This window comes from Vibrio sp. 2-2(8) (assembly GCF_963888495.1).
GTDB lineage: Bacteria > Pseudomonadota > Gammaproteobacteria > Enterobacterales > Vibrionaceae > Vibrio > Vibrio anguillarum.
Genome location: NZ_CAWPJM010000001.1, coordinates 1 through 15,447, shown reverse-complemented (window position 1 = coordinate 15,447; position 15,447 = coordinate 1). Strand labels below are relative to the sequence as shown.

Genomic DNA, 15,447 nt, shown 5'->3' with positions numbered 1-15,447 from the left:
TTTAAATCAAAGAATGGAGCTTTTTAAGTATACGGCCAACTTGATTTTTATAGTAACGGTACAGACGTTTCTTATCACGTGGGATTGATGTTATTTGGTTAAGATACAGCCAATCTTTTAAATCATACTCAAGTGCTAGATTACCTCGCTGATAGAAACGTTCAGTCACATCTAATCCCAGTTTTTCTGGGCCATCAATCAGTAAGTTATTCGCTATAAACTGTGGCCAAAACTCTTCACCTAACCCTGCATGATCGCAGGTTTTACTCTCGATATGGTGCTCTTCACTGAGTAGCGCTGAGATCCAATTCAGACATAAAACTTGCTCTGTTGCTGGGTGGCGTGCTTTGTAGCCCGGCTTAAGCGTAAAGTGTAATTCTGGTATCCAGCGATCAGACCAAATGGTCAGGAGATCTCGGGTCAGGCCAAAGTCAAACAGATCGCTTTTATGAAAATGAACCGGATGCCCATAGTGACTCGAAATAAAAAACGTGCTGCTGGTGAGTACCCGCTGAGTCAAAAATTGATAATTCTGTGCTCTGGGGACATCGGCATATTGTTCATACAGCTCAACAAATTGGCGACCTGTCAGCAGGTTATCGGTGCGTAGCTTAACCGCATAAGGCGTTTTTACCGCTTTCAGCCCCATGTGGGTACTGTACATCTGACGGTTATTATTGAGTTTGAGCGGCTGACCGTCATAAAAAACGGTATTTGAGCCGGGATCATCCAATTCCAACACTTGGTCGTAATCAAGGCCATCCAACGGCTGCCCTTTCCAAGTCGACAGAATGATGGTCGATTTAGGAAAAAAGCGACGTATGGAGTTCAAACATTGCTCTGTGATGCCAGCGATTTGCTGGCGACTGGCACTGGCTTGCACTGGCCCCTGCACAACAAAGGTGATCGCTTCATCATCAATCTTGATCATGGTTGTGGTTGCCTCAAAAAGTCCGTGTATTCATCTGGTACGCCACAAAAAATGACCTCATGGCGTGCGATCAAGTGGTAGTGAATATTCAACCCCTTTTGAATGAGTAAATTGTAGAGCGGCGCAATGTATAGCTCGCCTCTCTCCCATTCTTGGCTAGGTCTGGCAACGTATTCACGATACGCCTCCAAGTAATCTTCTTTACGATTGAAGTGATAAAGCCCGGTACTACAGAGATCGGAAATCGGGTTTTTCTCCGCGGTCTGGATCACTTTGGTGCTTCCGGTATGTTCTGGTTTGGCGAAAGACCAATTGTTACCGCTGCCCTGAAACACTTCTAGGTAGCCATCACTGTGTTGGCTAATGTCAGGGAATACAAAATTCGGGCGGAATGTGTCGATGTTAAACACCGTGATCGATCCTTGATAGTCCACGCCTTGCTTTGCTAATTCCTCTAACCCTAAAGTCACCGTTTCGGCTTGGCCGCGAGTTTCTGTATGCAATTCAGCAATGTAAAACTGTTTAATGCCAAGCTGAGAGGCTTTTTCGCGCACAAACGCTGCAGTGTTGTAAACATTGCGCACAATGAACAGAAACGGAGTGTTAGCAAAATACGCAGCAAAGCTGCTGACCGAGTGTTCAAATAGGGTTTGACCGTGGGCTTCAAGCATATATTTGGGCTGGGTATAACCGGCTTTAAAGAAGCGAGAACTCATTCCCGCCATTGGGATCACAATCATTGATCAAGCCTCAATAAAATTTGATGGAGACGGAACGCATTGGCAAACAAGGCATCTTGACGACGGCGATCATCGGCATGCAAAGGCAACATCGATAAGAAAAGTTGAATTTGCATCGCGTAGAGATTTTTCGCCGTGAGGCCAAAAGTCTGTTCAATTAGTTCGATAAAGCCTTGCTGCGTCTCTTTATGTTGGCTCTGCTCTGCAATCTTTAATTCGATCGCTTTGTCGCCAATCTCAACATGGTAGTAACCGGCAATAATCCAATCATACAAACCAAGAATTGAATGACTCAGCTTAGCTAAATCGTAGCGGATATCACCATACAGTGTTTTCTGCCCGTCAGGCGTCATCCCTCTAGGGTCGATCGTTTTAATTTTGTTGGCTCGGAAGTCATACAAAATATTGCTAAAGCAAAAATCACCGTGCAAGACGCCCAGTAAGGGTTCTCCATTAGGCAGATGTTTTTGGCTATCGCGCAGAATTTGCGCGAGCGAGACATCTTGTCCTGCAAATTGCCACTTTTTTTCTAACGTGATGCGTCGCGATGCACAGAATTCGTTAAGGCGTAGAGTGGTTTTATCGGCAAACAGTATGTCGAGAGTATTGATGGGATCATTCGGCTCGGTAGGTTGCTCAAGGCACAGGCTTAAAAACTCCACCGCGCTGGCTAAGATTTTTTGCCAGATTTGACTCGGCAGCTTGGAAAAAACGAATAACTCATTCAGCGCAGTGAGGTAGAGATATTCTAAGCGATAGGAAATTTTCCCCTCGCTGTTTTGACTACCTAAATATTGTGGGATGAAACCACGCATTGTCATCGGCAGATTGTCAAACCAGTAAGCTTCAGCAGCTATTTTTTGGTTCTTTATGCTCGATTTTTCAATCCATTTGGCGGTTATAGTGAGCTCATTAAAGGCGCGCTGAGTTGTGAATTCAGCTTTGGAATGATAGTAAGTATTCACATGACCAAAATCGAGCCAGCCAATCGAGTTGACGGCACTTAAGCCTACCTTTTTATGATAGCGGTTAAGACCAGCAATAAATTGCCACTCACTCTGTGTAATACTGCGAACCAGTTCACGTGGGCGGCTGAATTTAAAGTAGCCATCGATAATCCGCTGACTTTCGCTATTCATTGGAGTGTTGGCATCTTGTAGCCAATCAACTTCATCATTAGTCAATACGGCCCAGTTATAACTGTCTTTCGCGGTGGAAACGCTGACAATATCATCTCCAACAGGAAGTTGGTTAAAAAGCGTATCACCGTAGAGGATGTGCAGTGGGGCATTAAGTGAGTGGCCACTGATATTGAGTGCAGCAACCAAAGAAGCGCCAAGGCTCAGTCCATCAGGCGTAGCGATAATCGTCACCTGATGCTGTTCAAGCCACTGACTGTCGATTTCTGAGATGGTAAACGACTCGGGCAAGGAGAGATAGATCTGCACCCCCTGCGGTGCTAAAGCGACTTGATGTTGGAAAAGAGGTCGATTGCCTAAAGGTAGAAAGCTAGGTGGAATACGTCCAAATTCAGATTCCAATTCTTGCCCGACGTAGGCACCAGACATTATCAGGAACATGATTTTTCCTTCTCGAAGAGTTGGTGGATCTCTTCCAAACTCATTGAGGAAAATTCGGTAGGGCGCACGGCGCGATCATCAATATAAAAGCCGTCGTGCCCACACCAAGGTTTGCCCACTAAAATTTCATCATACGGAACTTGGTGTTTATCCAGCCACTCAGTAATGATAGGAAGAGTATGGATATTGATTTTACCGACGTTACCTTCATAAGTTCGCATGTTACGCGCCGTTGAAATCACAATCTCAAACCCCTTTTGCTTATAATTGCGCAGTTGTTCAATCACATCCATTCTCGGTAGGACGTTTTTATAATCGGAAGTATTGGCTTGAGTTAGTGTCCCATCAAGATCAACAATTAGTCGTTTCATTAAGAGTATTCTCTTTATAAATCTAAATATTCAAGTGTTTTGGCAAGAGCGCCACGGTTTTGTTCTACGATTTGATAACCCTGCTTGCCGCGATGAATACGCTGTTTGTTATCAGTGAACCATTCACAAAGCATTTGTGCAATTTGCTCTGCATCTTGTGTGATCACACAAGCATCGGCTTGATTGAGGGCTTGAGTGATTTCACTGAAGTTGTAATAGCTTGGGCCAGTCAACATGGGTAAACCAAGCGCAGCTGGCTCGAGTAAATTATGCCCACCGACTTTGTCACCCGCTAAGCTTCCGCCCATAAAGCAAATGTCAGCAGATCCCATGAGTACTAGCATCTCCCCCATAGTATCAGCTAGATAGACCTGTACTTCTGGATCGAGTTTATTCTCTGTTTGAGTTCGCCGCACACTCATAAATTGTGTTTTACATAACTCAAAAACAGCATTAAATCGCTCAGGGTGGCGCGGAACAAGCATAAGCAGTGCGCTAGGGTGTGCTTTAAGTACTTTTGCATGAGCGGCTAACACTTGTTCATCTTCACCTTGGTGAGTGCTTGCGGCAATCCAAATTGGTCGTTCTTTACCTAGTTGATGCCTTAACTGCTGGCCTTTTTCTATGGTTTGTTGATCGATATTGATATCAAACTTCATCGAACCGGTGACTGTCACTTTGTCAGCAGGTAATCCGAGTCGAATGAAGCGCTGTGCATCATCTGGATATTGGCAAAGTACACGCGTTAAGTTAGATGCTAGTAAATTAAAAATCGGCTGAAATTTAGCATACCGTCGACATGAGCGTTCAGATAAGCGAGCATTAATAACAGTAATAGGAATAACTGCTTTTGAAACCGTATGTAATGTGTTTGGCCATAACTCTGTTTCCATGATCAGCATTTGGCTTGGCTTTATCCGTTTTATAAAGCCACGAACGGCAAAAGAAAAGTCAAAGGGCATGTATCTATGCTCGGCAAGCTCTTTTAATTTAGCCGCTTGCTCTGCACCGGTGGGGGTTGTGGTGGTAATAACAATCGGCTGATCAGGATATTGTGATTTGAGTTCTTTTATCAGTGGAGAAACTGAAAGCGTTTCTCCAACCGATACTGCGTGGATCCAAATAGGGGATTGATTAGTTTTAAGCGGTGGTGTGAAGCCAAAATGCTCTTTCCAGCGAGCACCAACACACGGCTTGCCCGGCCGCTTTTTGTACAAGCCCCACATTAAAAAAGGAGAAGCTACACAGAGAAGTAAGGTATAGAGAGCACGAATGACCACTCTACTGTTCCTTTTTCTTTACCAAATCATCCGGATTAATGTGAGTCCATTTCGAACGAGGGCGATCTATATATTGAAAATGTTCATTGGTAAAACTACCTTGAATACAAACGTATTTTCTATCTTTTGTGCAAAGATCTTCTCTGCCTTTAAGTAATTCATCAAATACGCCAGGCCCGGTTGAATAATAAACGCCCATTTTAGGGTCGTAGTTCTCAATGTTATGCAGTACTTTTTCAATCGCTTGGCTGAGGTCGTTATTATTGGGTGCTGAGGCGATAAAGTAGTTGGTAAAACGAGTATTGTTGTCAATCTTTATGTAAACCGCTTGTTGCTCATCGCCAATCAGTTTATCGAGAGACCATACCAAAGTTGCGTCAATGTCCATATAGACGCCCCCTTCGTTATTGAGTACTACTAAACGCCATAAATCGGCTTGAGCAGCGCCGTTGGTTAGCCGCATGTAAGCATCATAGATTTCAGTTGATGCGTGTGTTCGTAAATACTCACCACGGGCTTCGGTACTTACATAGCAATAGTCACAATTGAGCGACATTAATCGATTAAATAAGTAGTTAATATAAACGGGTAGGGAGGCTTGATCGGTAAAGTTGGTTTGCCAAATTGTACGTGGAATAGCACTGCGATTAGAACGAGTCCATTTTGCTGGTGAATAGGCAGGAATGGTAAAACGCAATTTTGGAAACACCCAATGAAATGGGTAAGCGAGCATTTTAAAAATATTCCCGGTCAAGCGGATTAATCGGTTGGCGATTAATACAGTTACTTGGCTCATATTGATTGATCCTATCTGTTTTTTTCGGTTATCGAGCGCTGTTTCAACGTGGCAGTAATCGCTGCAGTAATTTGCTCAGTAGAAGGCTTTTCACCATTAGCATTCATCACGATCGTATGTGTTTCATACAATGGTGTATAACGAAAAGGGACGGTAGCGTAAAAAATACCAACAGTTGGTGTGTGGGTCGATATGGCCAAATTGCGTATGCCAGTGTCTGGAGCAATCACTAACGTTGCTTTCGCAATAAACGTGACTAATTCATCTAAAGGTAAGCATGGCTGAATCGTTAATTTTCCAGCCTTTGCAAGATCTTGTAGATACTCACCTTTTTCAAACTCATTTTTTCCCTCAAGGAAGACATGTTTTACATTGGGTTGCTGCTCAATAGTTTGCTCGATGACAGCACGCATTTCAGGCTTAGATAAGATTTTTCTCAGCTGCGAAGCTCCACTGAAATAGACAAGGTAAGGTGTCTCAAAATCACAAAGTTGCCTGTTGTCTGGGTAGGCAAAATCGAGAGGATAGCTTGGGCTGTGGCCAAGGATTTTAAGCATATCGAGCATGCATTCTACTTCTGGTTGAAAGTCAGAGCGAAATACTGCCAAGTTATACAAGGTGCCACATAAAAATGGCGTGTAAGGAAAGCCAACTTTGAGTTTTGCTTTAGTCAGTAATGTCATCCAGTAAGAGCGATTTGTCCCAGCGACATCAAATATAATATCTTGCTCTTCCAGTTGGCTGTAGTCTTGCCATTTTTGCTTGAGTGATAAGTGTTTTGAATCCTCACGGCTTTTCATTACCACTGTTTTATCCGCTAACTCTGCTGGTGTTCCATAGAGGTAGTTTGAAACGGTGACTAATGTTATTTCTGCATGAGGGAAGAACTTCCGAGCTTCAATCAAAAAGGGGCGCACAATGACTTGATCACCGAGCGCAGCATGGCGAATGACGGCAATTTTCTTGATCGATAAAGGATTAAAATAACCATTCAAGTATTGGCGCGCGGCCTTCGAGGCATAAGCCCCTTTTTCAAACCAGAGGTGTTTCATGAATCTTTTCCAATAAATCTATCTAAAGCTTGAATAACTTGCACCGGTTGCAGTTGATTTAGGCAATTTAAGTGCCCTAATGGGCAGGTTCGCTTAAAGCATGGGCGGCATTCAATATCGGTATACACCATTTCTAAGCGCTCAGTTAGCGGTGGCGTGTATTGCGGTGAGCTTGATCCATAAATTGCGACGATATTACAATCTACGGCGGCGGAGACATGCATTAATCCTGAATCATTACTGATGACGGTATGGCAAGCCGCCAACAGATCCACAGCTTCAACAAGTGAGGTTTGTCCAGCTAGATTAAAGGCATATTTTTGTTGTTCGGTGCTAAGTGCTGAACGAATGAGGTCACATACTTTGCTATCCTTGGTCGAGCCAAAAAGCCAGATTTGATAGCCGCTTTCAATAGCGTGTTGTGCAACTTGAGCATAATAGTGGTCAGGCCATCTTTTAGCCGGACCAAACTCAGCCCCTGGGCATAAACCGACAATTGGTTTGGTTGTCGATAAGCCTAATCTTGAAATGGCATATTGCTGAGCTTTGCTATCAACTAATAAAGAAGGGTGAGGGCAGTTTTCTAGCTGTACTTCATCGAGCATGCTTTCTTTTGAATAAGCAAGAGCCACATAGCGTTCAACCATATACTGGAACACTTTACGGTTAGGGCGAAGATCAGTAAGTAAGCCGTAGCGAAACTCACCCTTCCAGCCAGTACGAGAAGGAATACCCGCAAATAGCGGTATGAGTGCTGATTTTGCCGAATTTGGTAAGACATAGGCATGAGTGTAATTGTTGCGTTTTAGCTCTTGTGCGAGCGCCCATCGACCTACAAGATTAAAAGCGCCGTGCCCAATCGACATTTCAATCGCGCAATTAACTTCTGGCATGCGTTCCAAAATAGGTTTGCACCAAGCGGGGGCTAGAACGTCAATTTGTGCATCAGGGTGCTGTTGCTTAAGGCGTTGATATAAACTTTGTGACATCACCATATCGCCTACCCATGAAGGGCCCACAATCAGTAACTTCATTTTTCACCGTCATTTTTATTTTACGGCCATTCTAGCACAGCGTTCGTTTGATAAAACTCAATTTCTGTTAACAAATGCATTCAAATGCTAGGCAAGATATGCTCTAATCCGCCTCAATCTGAGAATAAGTATTGTGCAGCATATTGGCGAGCATATTATAGAAATTCGAGTTTTTGTGATGAAAATCTACGTTATTAGCCTTAAAAACAGCCTAGAAAGACGAGCATCCATTGAGCAACAAATGGCTAATTACGGCCTGGATTTTGATTTCTTTGATGCGATTGATGGTCGAGTTGTTCCTCCACACCCTTTATTTGCCAATTATGACTATACCAAGCGGTTATGGTTTACCAGTGGTAAAATGCCTTCAAAAGGGGAGATGGGCTGCTACGCGAGCCATTATCTACTCTGGCAAAAGAGTGTTGAGTTGAATGAGCCGATCATTGTTTTAGAGGATGATGCTGAGCTATTACCCTGCTTTATACATTTTATTGATCTAATCAAAATTAAAACCCAAGAATATGGCTTTTTGAGATTGGAGGAAGCTTGTGATCGCAGTGAACTGTTCTTGAAGGAACAGGAAAATAACTATGACATCTATTTTCTAAGTAATAATTTTGGTGGCGCTAGAGCTTATGCACTTTCTCCTGATGCAGCAACGAAATTACTTAAGTCTTCACAGTGCTGGTCGATGCCTGTTGATAACTATATGGGGTCACTATATTTGCATCAGATGCCTTCATTCTTATTTTTACCAAGTGTGGTTGCAAATCCTCAATACTTTGACACAACGTTTCAAAACGAACAGCAACCCAAGGCTCCATTGTACAGAAAACCCACTCGTGAATTGTACTCACTGTACCGCAAAGTAAAAATGGCTTTAGCAAATAATGCTTATAAAAAACAAAAAAATTAATCATATAGAAAAGTTGTTTTTATTATCACCATTATTGGTTGTTCTAATGGTGATATTTAATTTCTCTGATAGTAAGTTTATTATTTCACGCTTGATACCAATGGTTTCTATTTATTGTCTGTTGAGATATCGACATGCAATTAGGGAAAACTGGCATTCAGAGTTAAGAGGTTTTTTTATCTCTGGATTATTGATAATAGTGATTTTCTCTGGCTATCATTTTTTTCGTAGTGATGAATTTTCTTTGCCTAGAACGTTAATTGCAAGTTTGGTTTATTTGCTTTTTGTACCGTGGAATAAAATATCACGCCAGTGGATTTATTATATTGTTGCATTAGCTTCAGTTATTTGCGGGCTGAATGCGTTGTATGAGCATTTTGTGATGAACATTGCGCGTGTTGGCATTGCGACAAACCCGATACCTTATGCGTTATACGTTTCTTTTCTTTTGTTGTGTTGCATTTACTTTGTTTTAAATCAATCAGATAGAACATTAAAAACGCTTGCTAGTATAGGCGGCTTGCTTTCGTTGACAGCCATCATCATGACCGATGTGCGAGGGGTAATTCTCTTTTTACCTGTGGCGATTCTTTATTTGATGATTGTTGCAGTAAAGCCGACCATTAAACATTATATTGTTTTGTGTTTTTCAATATGTGCTATTTCGGTGCTATTTTATGCATTTTTTGAGAAAGAAATTGATACTCGGATTAAACAGACGCAATACGAAATTTCGATGATAGAGAAAGGGAACCATAATACCTCTATCGGTATTCGGTTGGACTTATGGAAGCATGGTTTGGATGTGATTGTTAATGACCCTATTTTGGGGCTTGGGGATGACAGTTTGCAAGACAGCATTTCCGGTATGAAAAATCGTGGTGCAGCTATTCAGCCCCATTTACATAATCAATATTTAGATTCTTTAGCCCGCTATGGGGTAGTGGGAACTCTGGTAATGCTTCTATTTTGTTTTACTTTAATCATTAATTTTACTCGTTCGGGTGTTAAATATATCGGTAATCCACTAGTTAATAGCATGCTTATTATGCTTATACTTGCAGGTTTAACTGATGTTCCTTTGCACCATACACATCTTATTTATTTACTAACGATCTTATGTGGCTTGTTGATCCGTTTTTCAGAGATAGGAAAGGATAAAAAGCCGCCATCTTTTTAAATAATATTTATTATTATCTACTTGTACGTTAGAATAAAACAGGCCTTTATGATGAGGCCTGTTTTAAATATTTATTGAATAATGAGTAAACGGTTAGTTTAAAAAGTTAACTCTTCCTGCCAAACTATAGAATCAGCGATAACTCGAGCAGGATTACCCGCTGCTGCTGAGTTATCGGCAACGGAATGTGTTACTGTTGAGTTAATACCAACGATCGAACCATTGCCAATTGACACGCCTTTTAATACAGTGACGTTATCGGTTAACCAAACTCGTGAACCGATATAAATACTTTTAGCTAAATTGATACGCTTCCCATCACGCAATATATCATGGCCATCACTGGTCATTATCTTTACATTACGTGAAAACATACAGTTGTCACCGATAACAAGTTGAGTATTACGTTCTCGGCAAGAGAAAAAGCAATTCTCCCCTATAACACAATTTGTCCCGATTTCTAAGGTACAGTTTTCACCATTCAACTCAATTGAGACGCCTTTTAAATTAGCACCATCATGAATGATAAGGTGATTGTTTTTACCATTAACGTGAATGTCACAGTAACGGATTCGAGTATTTTTACCAACCTGAATATGATTGTTCGGTTTAATCCTAATTTTATTACGCAATTTTTCTATAAAAGAGAAACCAGACATATTCAATCCCTTAGTATGAGTTTCGGTTAATAAACTAAAGTTGTTATTATTTGCACGCCATAGTTAGTTTCCTAATTTACGAAACGTATAATTACCGCGTACTTTACGCCATAGGCCAAATACATCGGTTTTAGGGAATATAGCAATACGTCGAATTTGATATGGGTCTTGATGCATTAACAATGGGCCGCTGTTGGTTGCAACCGCAAATTGATAGCCACATTGATGCACGAGCTGTTTTGAGATCGCATCATGATCGCCATAGGGGTATGCAAAAGAAACCAGTTGTTCGCCTAGTAGCTCTTCGAGTTCAAGCTTATTACGTGAGATCTCTTTACGCTGTTCAGATTCACTGAGTTTGCTGAGAAATGGATGAGTCATTGTATGGCCGCCAATTTCAACCAGCCCTGAATCGTGTAATGCTTTGACTTGCTGACGAGACATTAAAGGCACTGGTTTTTCTGGGTTGCTCGGTACTTCAACATCCCAACGGTTAAAACCCTCCCCCGTTACTACATAGACAACCGCTTTAAAACCGTATTTTTGTAATAGTGGCAACATCAATTCGTAGTTATCTTGATACCCATCATCAACCGTTAACATGATATAGCGCTTACTTGGTTCAAGGCGATGTATCAGCCTTTTATCTACCAAGTCTTTAAACGTCAGAGTCTCAAAGCCCATGCGCTTGAGTAACTTGAAGTGTTTTTCAAGCATATTGATATGAAGATAAGTTCCATGTACACCTTTTTCACTATCATTTTTGATAAAGCGGTGATACATGATGATTGGCATCTCTTTACGCAGCTTTTCAACGTAAACCGTTTGGTAAATATCTTCTATTTGATCGACTATATTCGATAAGCTATAGCTATGCTTAATGATCTCGCTGACCTGTGGTGAGCAGTGTTTCATTTTTAACCCTTGCTCTACGTGTCGGCTAATTTGCGTAAAGTCAATATCGAGATCTTTAGGGCCGATGTCACCGAAGTTGCTTGCCATGGCTGCAGCGATATTATTGTCATCGACAATACCAACCGCACTAGCTTCACCTATCGCTAGTGTGGGTCTTCCACACAGCAAAGATTCCATTGCAACCCTACCGGCACCTATGACTAAGTCTGACTGGGCTAGTATTGAGACAACATCTTGTGAATAACCAAGAAAATGAACGTCAGAAGTAAACTTATCAAAACGCGCTTCAATTTTAGAGCCTGATATGACCTGAATATGGTATTTTGCTGAGTCTAAACATTCATCGAGCAACCGATAGCAAAGATCCCCTTTGGGGCCAGTTAACCTACCAATAATACTGATAACAGGTTTGCTATTTTGAGGAGCGTTTTGCCAAGAGAACTCTTGAGTTTCAATACCATTTCGACTAACGATTAGCGAACTTTGTGGAACATCCAATTCAGTAATGAGTTGTTGTTCAATGGCTTCACAAACCGGTAGGGCTTTGTCGCCCATCGCGTGAAATTTCTTGCGAGATGTGTGCACTGGCTGACGACCATGTACTGTCGTAACCATAGGTGTTCCGGTGATTTTACACGCAATATGACAACTCCAACTCGATGCTCTTGAGTGAGCATGCACTAACTGGATGTTATGCTTCTGTATCAGATAAATAAGATAGCCAACGTGCCAAAAACGGCGAGGAATACTACGCTTATTAAAGCGGAGTTTGTAGAATAACCCTTGATGTGACTTGGTTAGGGTGTCTGAAACGTAGAATACACGATGTCCTCTATTTGTCAGTTCATCGCCAACAGTTGTTGCATACACTTCAGCCCCTGTGACTTCCAACTGGGACAAGGCCATCAAAATATTCATACATTCTCTTTATAGCTTGGTGAACTCTAAAAATGTCCCGCAGCCTTTCCTCTGGAAAAGCGACATTTGGTAAAGAGGGAGAAATATAACGTTAATTTCTCCCTCTTAAAATCACTAAGCGTTAATAATGCTCATATATTCAGCAACACCTTCAGCGACAGTTTTAAATTTGTGATCACAACCAGTGCTTCTGAGTTTACTCAAGTCAGCTTGAGTAAATTCTTGATACGCACCTTTTAAGTGTTCAGGAAATGGAATGGTTTCCACTTCACCTTTACCATGGTGTTTGATAACGGCTTTTGCAACTTCCTGGAAAGATTCAGCATTACCCGTCCCTAAGTTATAAATACCGGATACGCCACTGTCCATAAACCATAAGTTCACCGCAGCAACGTCACCAACGTAAACAAAATCACGTTGGAAGGTTTCACTGCCTGCAAACAGTTTCGGGTTTTCACCCGCATTCATTTGATTATTTAAATGAAAAGCAACAGAAGCCATTGAGCCTTTGTGCTGTTCGCGCGGGCCATAGACATTGAAATAACGAAAACCGGTAATTTGGGAAAGGGTCTCACCGTGTGCTTGTGCTTCTTGCCAAATGCGGCGCACATAGTTATCAAATTGCTGCTTGGAATAGCCGTATACATTCAGCGCACCTTCATACTCTTTTTCTTCAATGAAGGTATCGGTATCGCCATAGGTTGCGGCTGATGAAGCATACAAAAATGGAATGTCGCGCTCTAAGCAGTAGTGCAGTAGCTCTTTAGAATATTCATAGTTATTAAGCATCACATACTTGCCGTCCCACTCAGTTGTTGCAGAGCAAGCGCCTTCATGGAATATGGCTTCGATAGTGCCAAAATCCTCACCAGACATGATCTGCACCAAGAAATCATCTCGGTCCATGTAATCGGCAATGTCCAGATCAACTAGGTTTTTGAATTTACGTCCATTTTTTAAGTTATCGACAACAAGAATATCAGTAATGCCTTGTTCATTTAGCGCTTTGATAATGTTGCTACCAATCATGCCAGCGCCACCCGTTACGATGATCATACAAAATTCCTATGGTTATAATACGAACAATTATGCGCATTATAGCGGTTTAGCTAGTGGCTGTAATCACAAAAGCATGCTTTTCTCATCGAACGCCTCGCCTTGAAAAAGGTTTTGCTTTAAACTTCGGCACGCGATGTCGCTTGACGATGAAGCCTGCGCAACAACTAAACAATAAGTCTTTAGGAGCGGATACCTAAGGGCGGTAGCGTGCCTAAAAATCAATGATAGGATCAACACTGTGAATCAATCCCCTTTTTCGCACTCTTCATACCCACCTGTGCCTTCTTACTATCAGCAAAGCAATAATGATGAAATTGACCTGCGTGAGTTGTTTAGTGTGCTATGGCAAGGGAAACGAACCATATTGTTGTGCACGGTTTTGTTTGCTGTTGCGGCAGTGATTTATGCATTGACGGCGCAGCAGTGGTGGAGTGCCAAAGCGACCGTTACCCAACCTGAATTAAGCCAAATTGTAACCTTCCAGCAACAGGTGAAGCAGTATCAGCCACTGTTTGACCTCTATCAAGAAGATGGCACTATTGTGGTTAGCGAAGAGCTCAACGAGTTGATTAACCCAACAACGATTTTCCAACGTTTTGTGCGCGCTTTTAATGCAAATGACAATAAAAAGCGCTTTATGCAAACTAACCCAACTTTTTTAGCGATTAAGCAGCAACAGCTTAAAACGTATGAAAATAACGAAACTGATGATGCACAGGCGAGCTTTTATCAGGAGTGGTATGGCAAGATTACGGCTCAAAAAGTGGGTGAGAAACAAGCGGATGATTTTCATCTCAGCTTTCAGTCGGTTGATAAAGCTAGCAGTTTAATGTTGCTTAACGCCTATATTGACTTTATTAACCAACAGCTAAACCAACAACTGACCAATGATCTTGATAGTAAGTTGACGGTAAAGCATAACCAACTTAGCCAGCAATACTGGAGCTTACAGCAGCAAACTCAATTGCGCCTACAGGTGGAATTAGCGCGCGTGCAGAATGCATTGGTGATTGCAAAAGCGGCTAATATTAGTGAGCCTGTACAAAACCTGAATGAAGAGAAGCTGTTTGCTATCAGCATTGGGAGTAAAGCACTGCAAGCCAAAGTAGTTGCATTAAAAAGCATAACAAATTTAAGTGTGTTTGAACCAAGTTTGGCATTGCTGCAAGCTCAAATTCAGCAGGTTGAGCTGTTAGGTAAAGTAAAACCAGCGCAAGTCCAAGGTTACGCTTATTTAGAACAACCAGAGGCCCCGATTAGCCGTGATAAGCCCAAACGAGCACTAATAGCTGTGCTTGGAACCTTGCTGGGCGGCATGCTTGGCGTTGCCATTGTGCTAGTGAGGTTTGCGTTTAGAAAAAAAGAGGAAAGGGCTTAAACCTAAAACCGAGGAGCCCTAGACCGTCAGTTTTTTAGGAAATAAGCATGAAGATTATAGTGACAGGCCAGGGAAGCCGCATGAAGGTTGTTGATATATAAGGGCTGTAAAGATGTTAAGAATCCGCTTTGAACCTATCACTAATCCCAACTATTGAATGTAACCACATGAAAATAAAGATCTGCTTGTAGATCATTTTCGTTGTTTTGTAATAGCTCCTAGACAATATAGGAGCCTAAATATGAGCGAGTTAACCAACCCATTTATGCACTTTCAAATCATTAAAGATTATCGACAGGAAAATAAAATAGCACACAAATTATCAGACATTATTTTGCTGACAATTTGCGGCGTCCTGTCGGGTCATGACGGTTGGGATGGCATTATTGACTTTGGCAATGCTCGCTTAGATTTCCTAAAACGATATGGTCATTTTGAGGCAGGCATTCCATCGGCAGATACTTTGTCTCGTGTGATGGGCATGATGAATCCGGCAGGGTTGCAAAGAAGTTTTATAGCTTGGATGAAGGACTGCCATACACTGACGGATGGAGAAGTCATCGCTATCGACGGTAAAACATTACGTGGCTCTTATGACCGCTCGAAAGGTAAAGGAACGATTCACATGGTGAATGCTT

Annotated in this window: 15 protein-coding genes; 4 read left to right on the top strand and 11 right to left on the bottom strand. The window is 41.9% G+C overall.

Annotation, left to right across the window (positions count from 1 at the left end; all coding sequences use genetic code 11):
* Position 1: 1 nt before the first annotated feature.
* The 8 genes from AACV12_RS00075 to waaF are packed head-to-tail and all read right to left on the bottom strand — an operon-like array spanning position 2 to position 7,784.
* On the bottom strand, positions 2–931 hold the full coding sequence (locus tag AACV12_RS00075; protein ID WP_094144871.1) for a WavE lipopolysaccharide synthesis family protein: 930 nt from the start codon (positions 929–931) through the stop codon (positions 2–4).
* Positions 928–1,671 (bottom strand): glycosyltransferase family 2 protein, encoded by a 744-nt coding sequence (locus AACV12_RS00070; protein ID WP_094149164.1) that lies wholly within the window; start codon positions 1,669–1,671, stop codon positions 928–930. The genes AACV12_RS00075 and AACV12_RS00070 overlap by 4 nt, the downstream gene beginning before the upstream one ends.
* Positions 1,668–3,251 carry a capsular biosynthesis protein gene (locus tag AACV12_RS00065; protein WP_170901179.1) on the bottom strand — a complete coding sequence of 528 codons (1,584 nt, stop codon included), beginning with the start codon at positions 3,249–3,251 and terminating at the stop codon, positions 1,668–1,670. The genes AACV12_RS00070 and AACV12_RS00065 overlap by 4 nt, the downstream gene beginning before the upstream one ends.
* Entirely contained in the window at positions 3,242–3,622 is a 381-nt protein-coding gene (locus AACV12_RS00060) for an HAD-IIIC family phosphatase (protein ID WP_088732963.1), read from the bottom strand. Before AACV12_RS00060 ends, AACV12_RS00065 begins: the two co-directional genes overlap by 10 nt.
* 14 nt (positions 3,623–3,636) lie before the next feature.
* On the bottom strand, positions 3,637–4,902 hold the full coding sequence (gene waaA, locus AACV12_RS00055; RefSeq protein WP_094163580.1) for a lipid IV(A) 3-deoxy-D-manno-octulosonic acid transferase: 1,266 nt from the start codon (positions 4,900–4,902) through the stop codon (positions 3,637–3,639).
* 1 nt (position 4,903) lies between these two features.
* Complete coding sequence (locus AACV12_RS00050) at positions 4,904–5,698, bottom strand: glycosyltransferase family 32 protein (RefSeq protein ID WP_166537971.1); 795 nt, start codon at positions 5,696–5,698, stop codon at positions 4,904–4,906.
* Between the two features lie 11 nt (positions 5,699–5,709).
* A complete protein-coding gene (locus AACV12_RS00045; protein WP_170901177.1) occupies positions 5,710–6,750 on the bottom strand; it encodes a glycosyltransferase family 9 protein in 1,041 nt (346 codons plus the stop codon).
* Positions 6,747–7,784: a lipopolysaccharide heptosyltransferase II gene (gene waaF, locus AACV12_RS00040; RefSeq protein WP_170901175.1), complete on the bottom strand. Its 1,038-nt coding sequence runs from the start codon at positions 7,782–7,784 to the stop codon at positions 6,747–6,749. Before waaF ends, AACV12_RS00045 begins: the two co-directional genes overlap by 4 nt.
* Before the next feature lie 178 nt (positions 7,785–7,962).
* Between waaF and AACV12_RS00035 the strand changes: the two genes are divergently transcribed.
* Together AACV12_RS00035 and AACV12_RS00030 are read left to right on the top strand one after the other, a co-directional pair.
* Positions 7,963–8,700 (top strand): glycosyltransferase family 25 protein, encoded by a 738-nt coding sequence (locus tag AACV12_RS00035; protein WP_170901248.1) that lies wholly within the window; start codon positions 7,963–7,965, stop codon positions 8,698–8,700.
* Positions 8,675–9,880 (top strand): O-antigen ligase family protein, encoded by a 1,206-nt coding sequence (locus AACV12_RS00030; RefSeq protein ID WP_170901173.1) that lies wholly within the window; start codon positions 8,675–8,677, stop codon positions 9,878–9,880. Before AACV12_RS00035 ends, AACV12_RS00030 begins: the two co-directional genes overlap by 26 nt.
* A gap of 98 nt (positions 9,881–9,978) precedes the next feature.
* On the opposite strand, the gene AACV12_RS00025 is transcribed toward AACV12_RS00030, so the two are convergent.
* The 3 genes from AACV12_RS00025 to rfaD all read right to left on the bottom strand — a co-directional run bounded on the left by AACV12_RS00025 (position 9,979) and on the right by rfaD (position 13,428).
* Positions 9,979–10,539 carry an acyltransferase gene (locus AACV12_RS00025; RefSeq protein WP_170901172.1) on the bottom strand — a complete coding sequence of 187 codons (561 nt, stop codon included), beginning with the start codon at positions 10,537–10,539 and terminating at the stop codon, positions 9,979–9,981.
* Between the two features lie 63 nt (positions 10,540–10,602).
* On the bottom strand, positions 10,603–12,372 hold the full coding sequence (locus tag AACV12_RS00020; protein ID WP_170901171.1) for a polysaccharide deacetylase family protein: 1,770 nt from the start codon (positions 12,370–12,372) through the stop codon (positions 10,603–10,605).
* Between the two features lie 114 nt (positions 12,373–12,486).
* Positions 12,487–13,428: an ADP-glyceromanno-heptose 6-epimerase gene (gene rfaD, locus AACV12_RS00015; RefSeq protein WP_170901170.1), complete on the bottom strand. Its 942-nt coding sequence runs from the start codon at positions 13,426–13,428 to the stop codon at positions 12,487–12,489.
* A gap of 241 nt (positions 13,429–13,669) precedes the next feature.
* On the opposite strand from rfaD, the gene AACV12_RS00010 reads away from it, so the two are divergent.
* Together AACV12_RS00010 and AACV12_RS00005 are read left to right on the top strand one after the other, a co-directional pair.
* A complete protein-coding gene (locus AACV12_RS00010; protein WP_170901169.1) occupies positions 13,670–14,809 on the top strand; it encodes a Wzz/FepE/Etk N-terminal domain-containing protein in 1,140 nt (379 codons plus the stop codon).
* Positions 14,810–15,050: 241 nt separating this feature from the next.
* Positions 15,051–15,447, top strand: a 397-nt coding sequence (locus AACV12_RS00005) for an ISAs1 family transposase (protein ID WP_170901168.1), incomplete at its 3' end; no start/stop codon positions are given.

What these genes read in the sequence shown, in the direction of transcription:
- AACV12_RS00070 (WP_094149164.1), bottom strand. Translation starts at nt 1,671, where the DNA reads ATGATTGTGATCCCAATGGCGGGAATGAGTTCTCGCTTCTTTAAAGCC.
- AACV12_RS00035 (WP_170901248.1), top strand. Translation starts at nt 7,963, where the DNA reads ATGAAAATCTACGTTATTAGCCTTAAAAACAGCCTAGAAAGACGAGCA.
- AACV12_RS00045 (WP_170901177.1), bottom strand. Translation starts at nt 6,750, where the DNA reads ATGAAACACCTCTGGTTTGAAAAAGGGGCTTATGCCTCGAAGGCCGCG.
- AACV12_RS00020 (WP_170901171.1), bottom strand. Translation starts at nt 12,372, where the DNA reads ATGAATATTTTGATGGCCTTGTCCCAGTTGGAAGTCACAGGGGCTGAA.
- waaF (WP_170901175.1), bottom strand. Translation starts at nt 7,784, where the DNA reads ATGAAGTTACTGATTGTGGGCCCTTCATGGGTAGGCGATATGGTGATG.
- AACV12_RS00075 (WP_094144871.1), bottom strand. Translation starts at nt 931, where the DNA reads ATGATCAAGATTGATGATGAAGCGATCACCTTTGTTGTGCAGGGGCCA.
- rfaD (WP_170901170.1), bottom strand. Translation starts at nt 13,428, where the DNA reads ATGATCATCGTAACGGGTGGCGCTGGCATGATTGGTAGCAACATTATC.
- AACV12_RS00060 (WP_088732963.1), bottom strand. Translation starts at nt 3,622, where the DNA reads ATGAAACGACTAATTGTTGATCTTGATGGGACACTAACTCAAGCCAAT.
- AACV12_RS00030 (WP_170901173.1), top strand. Translation starts at nt 8,675, where the DNA reads ATGCTTATAAAAAACAAAAAAATTAATCATATAGAAAAGTTGTTTTTA.
- AACV12_RS00065 (WP_170901179.1), bottom strand. Translation starts at nt 3,251, where the DNA reads ATGTTCCTGATAATGTCTGGTGCCTACGTCGGGCAAGAATTGGAATCT.
- AACV12_RS00050 (WP_166537971.1), bottom strand. Translation starts at nt 5,698, where the DNA reads ATGAGCCAAGTAACTGTATTAATCGCCAACCGATTAATCCGCTTGACC.
- AACV12_RS00025 (WP_170901172.1), bottom strand. Translation starts at nt 10,539, where the DNA reads ATGTCTGGTTTCTCTTTTATAGAAAAATTGCGTAATAAAATTAGGATT.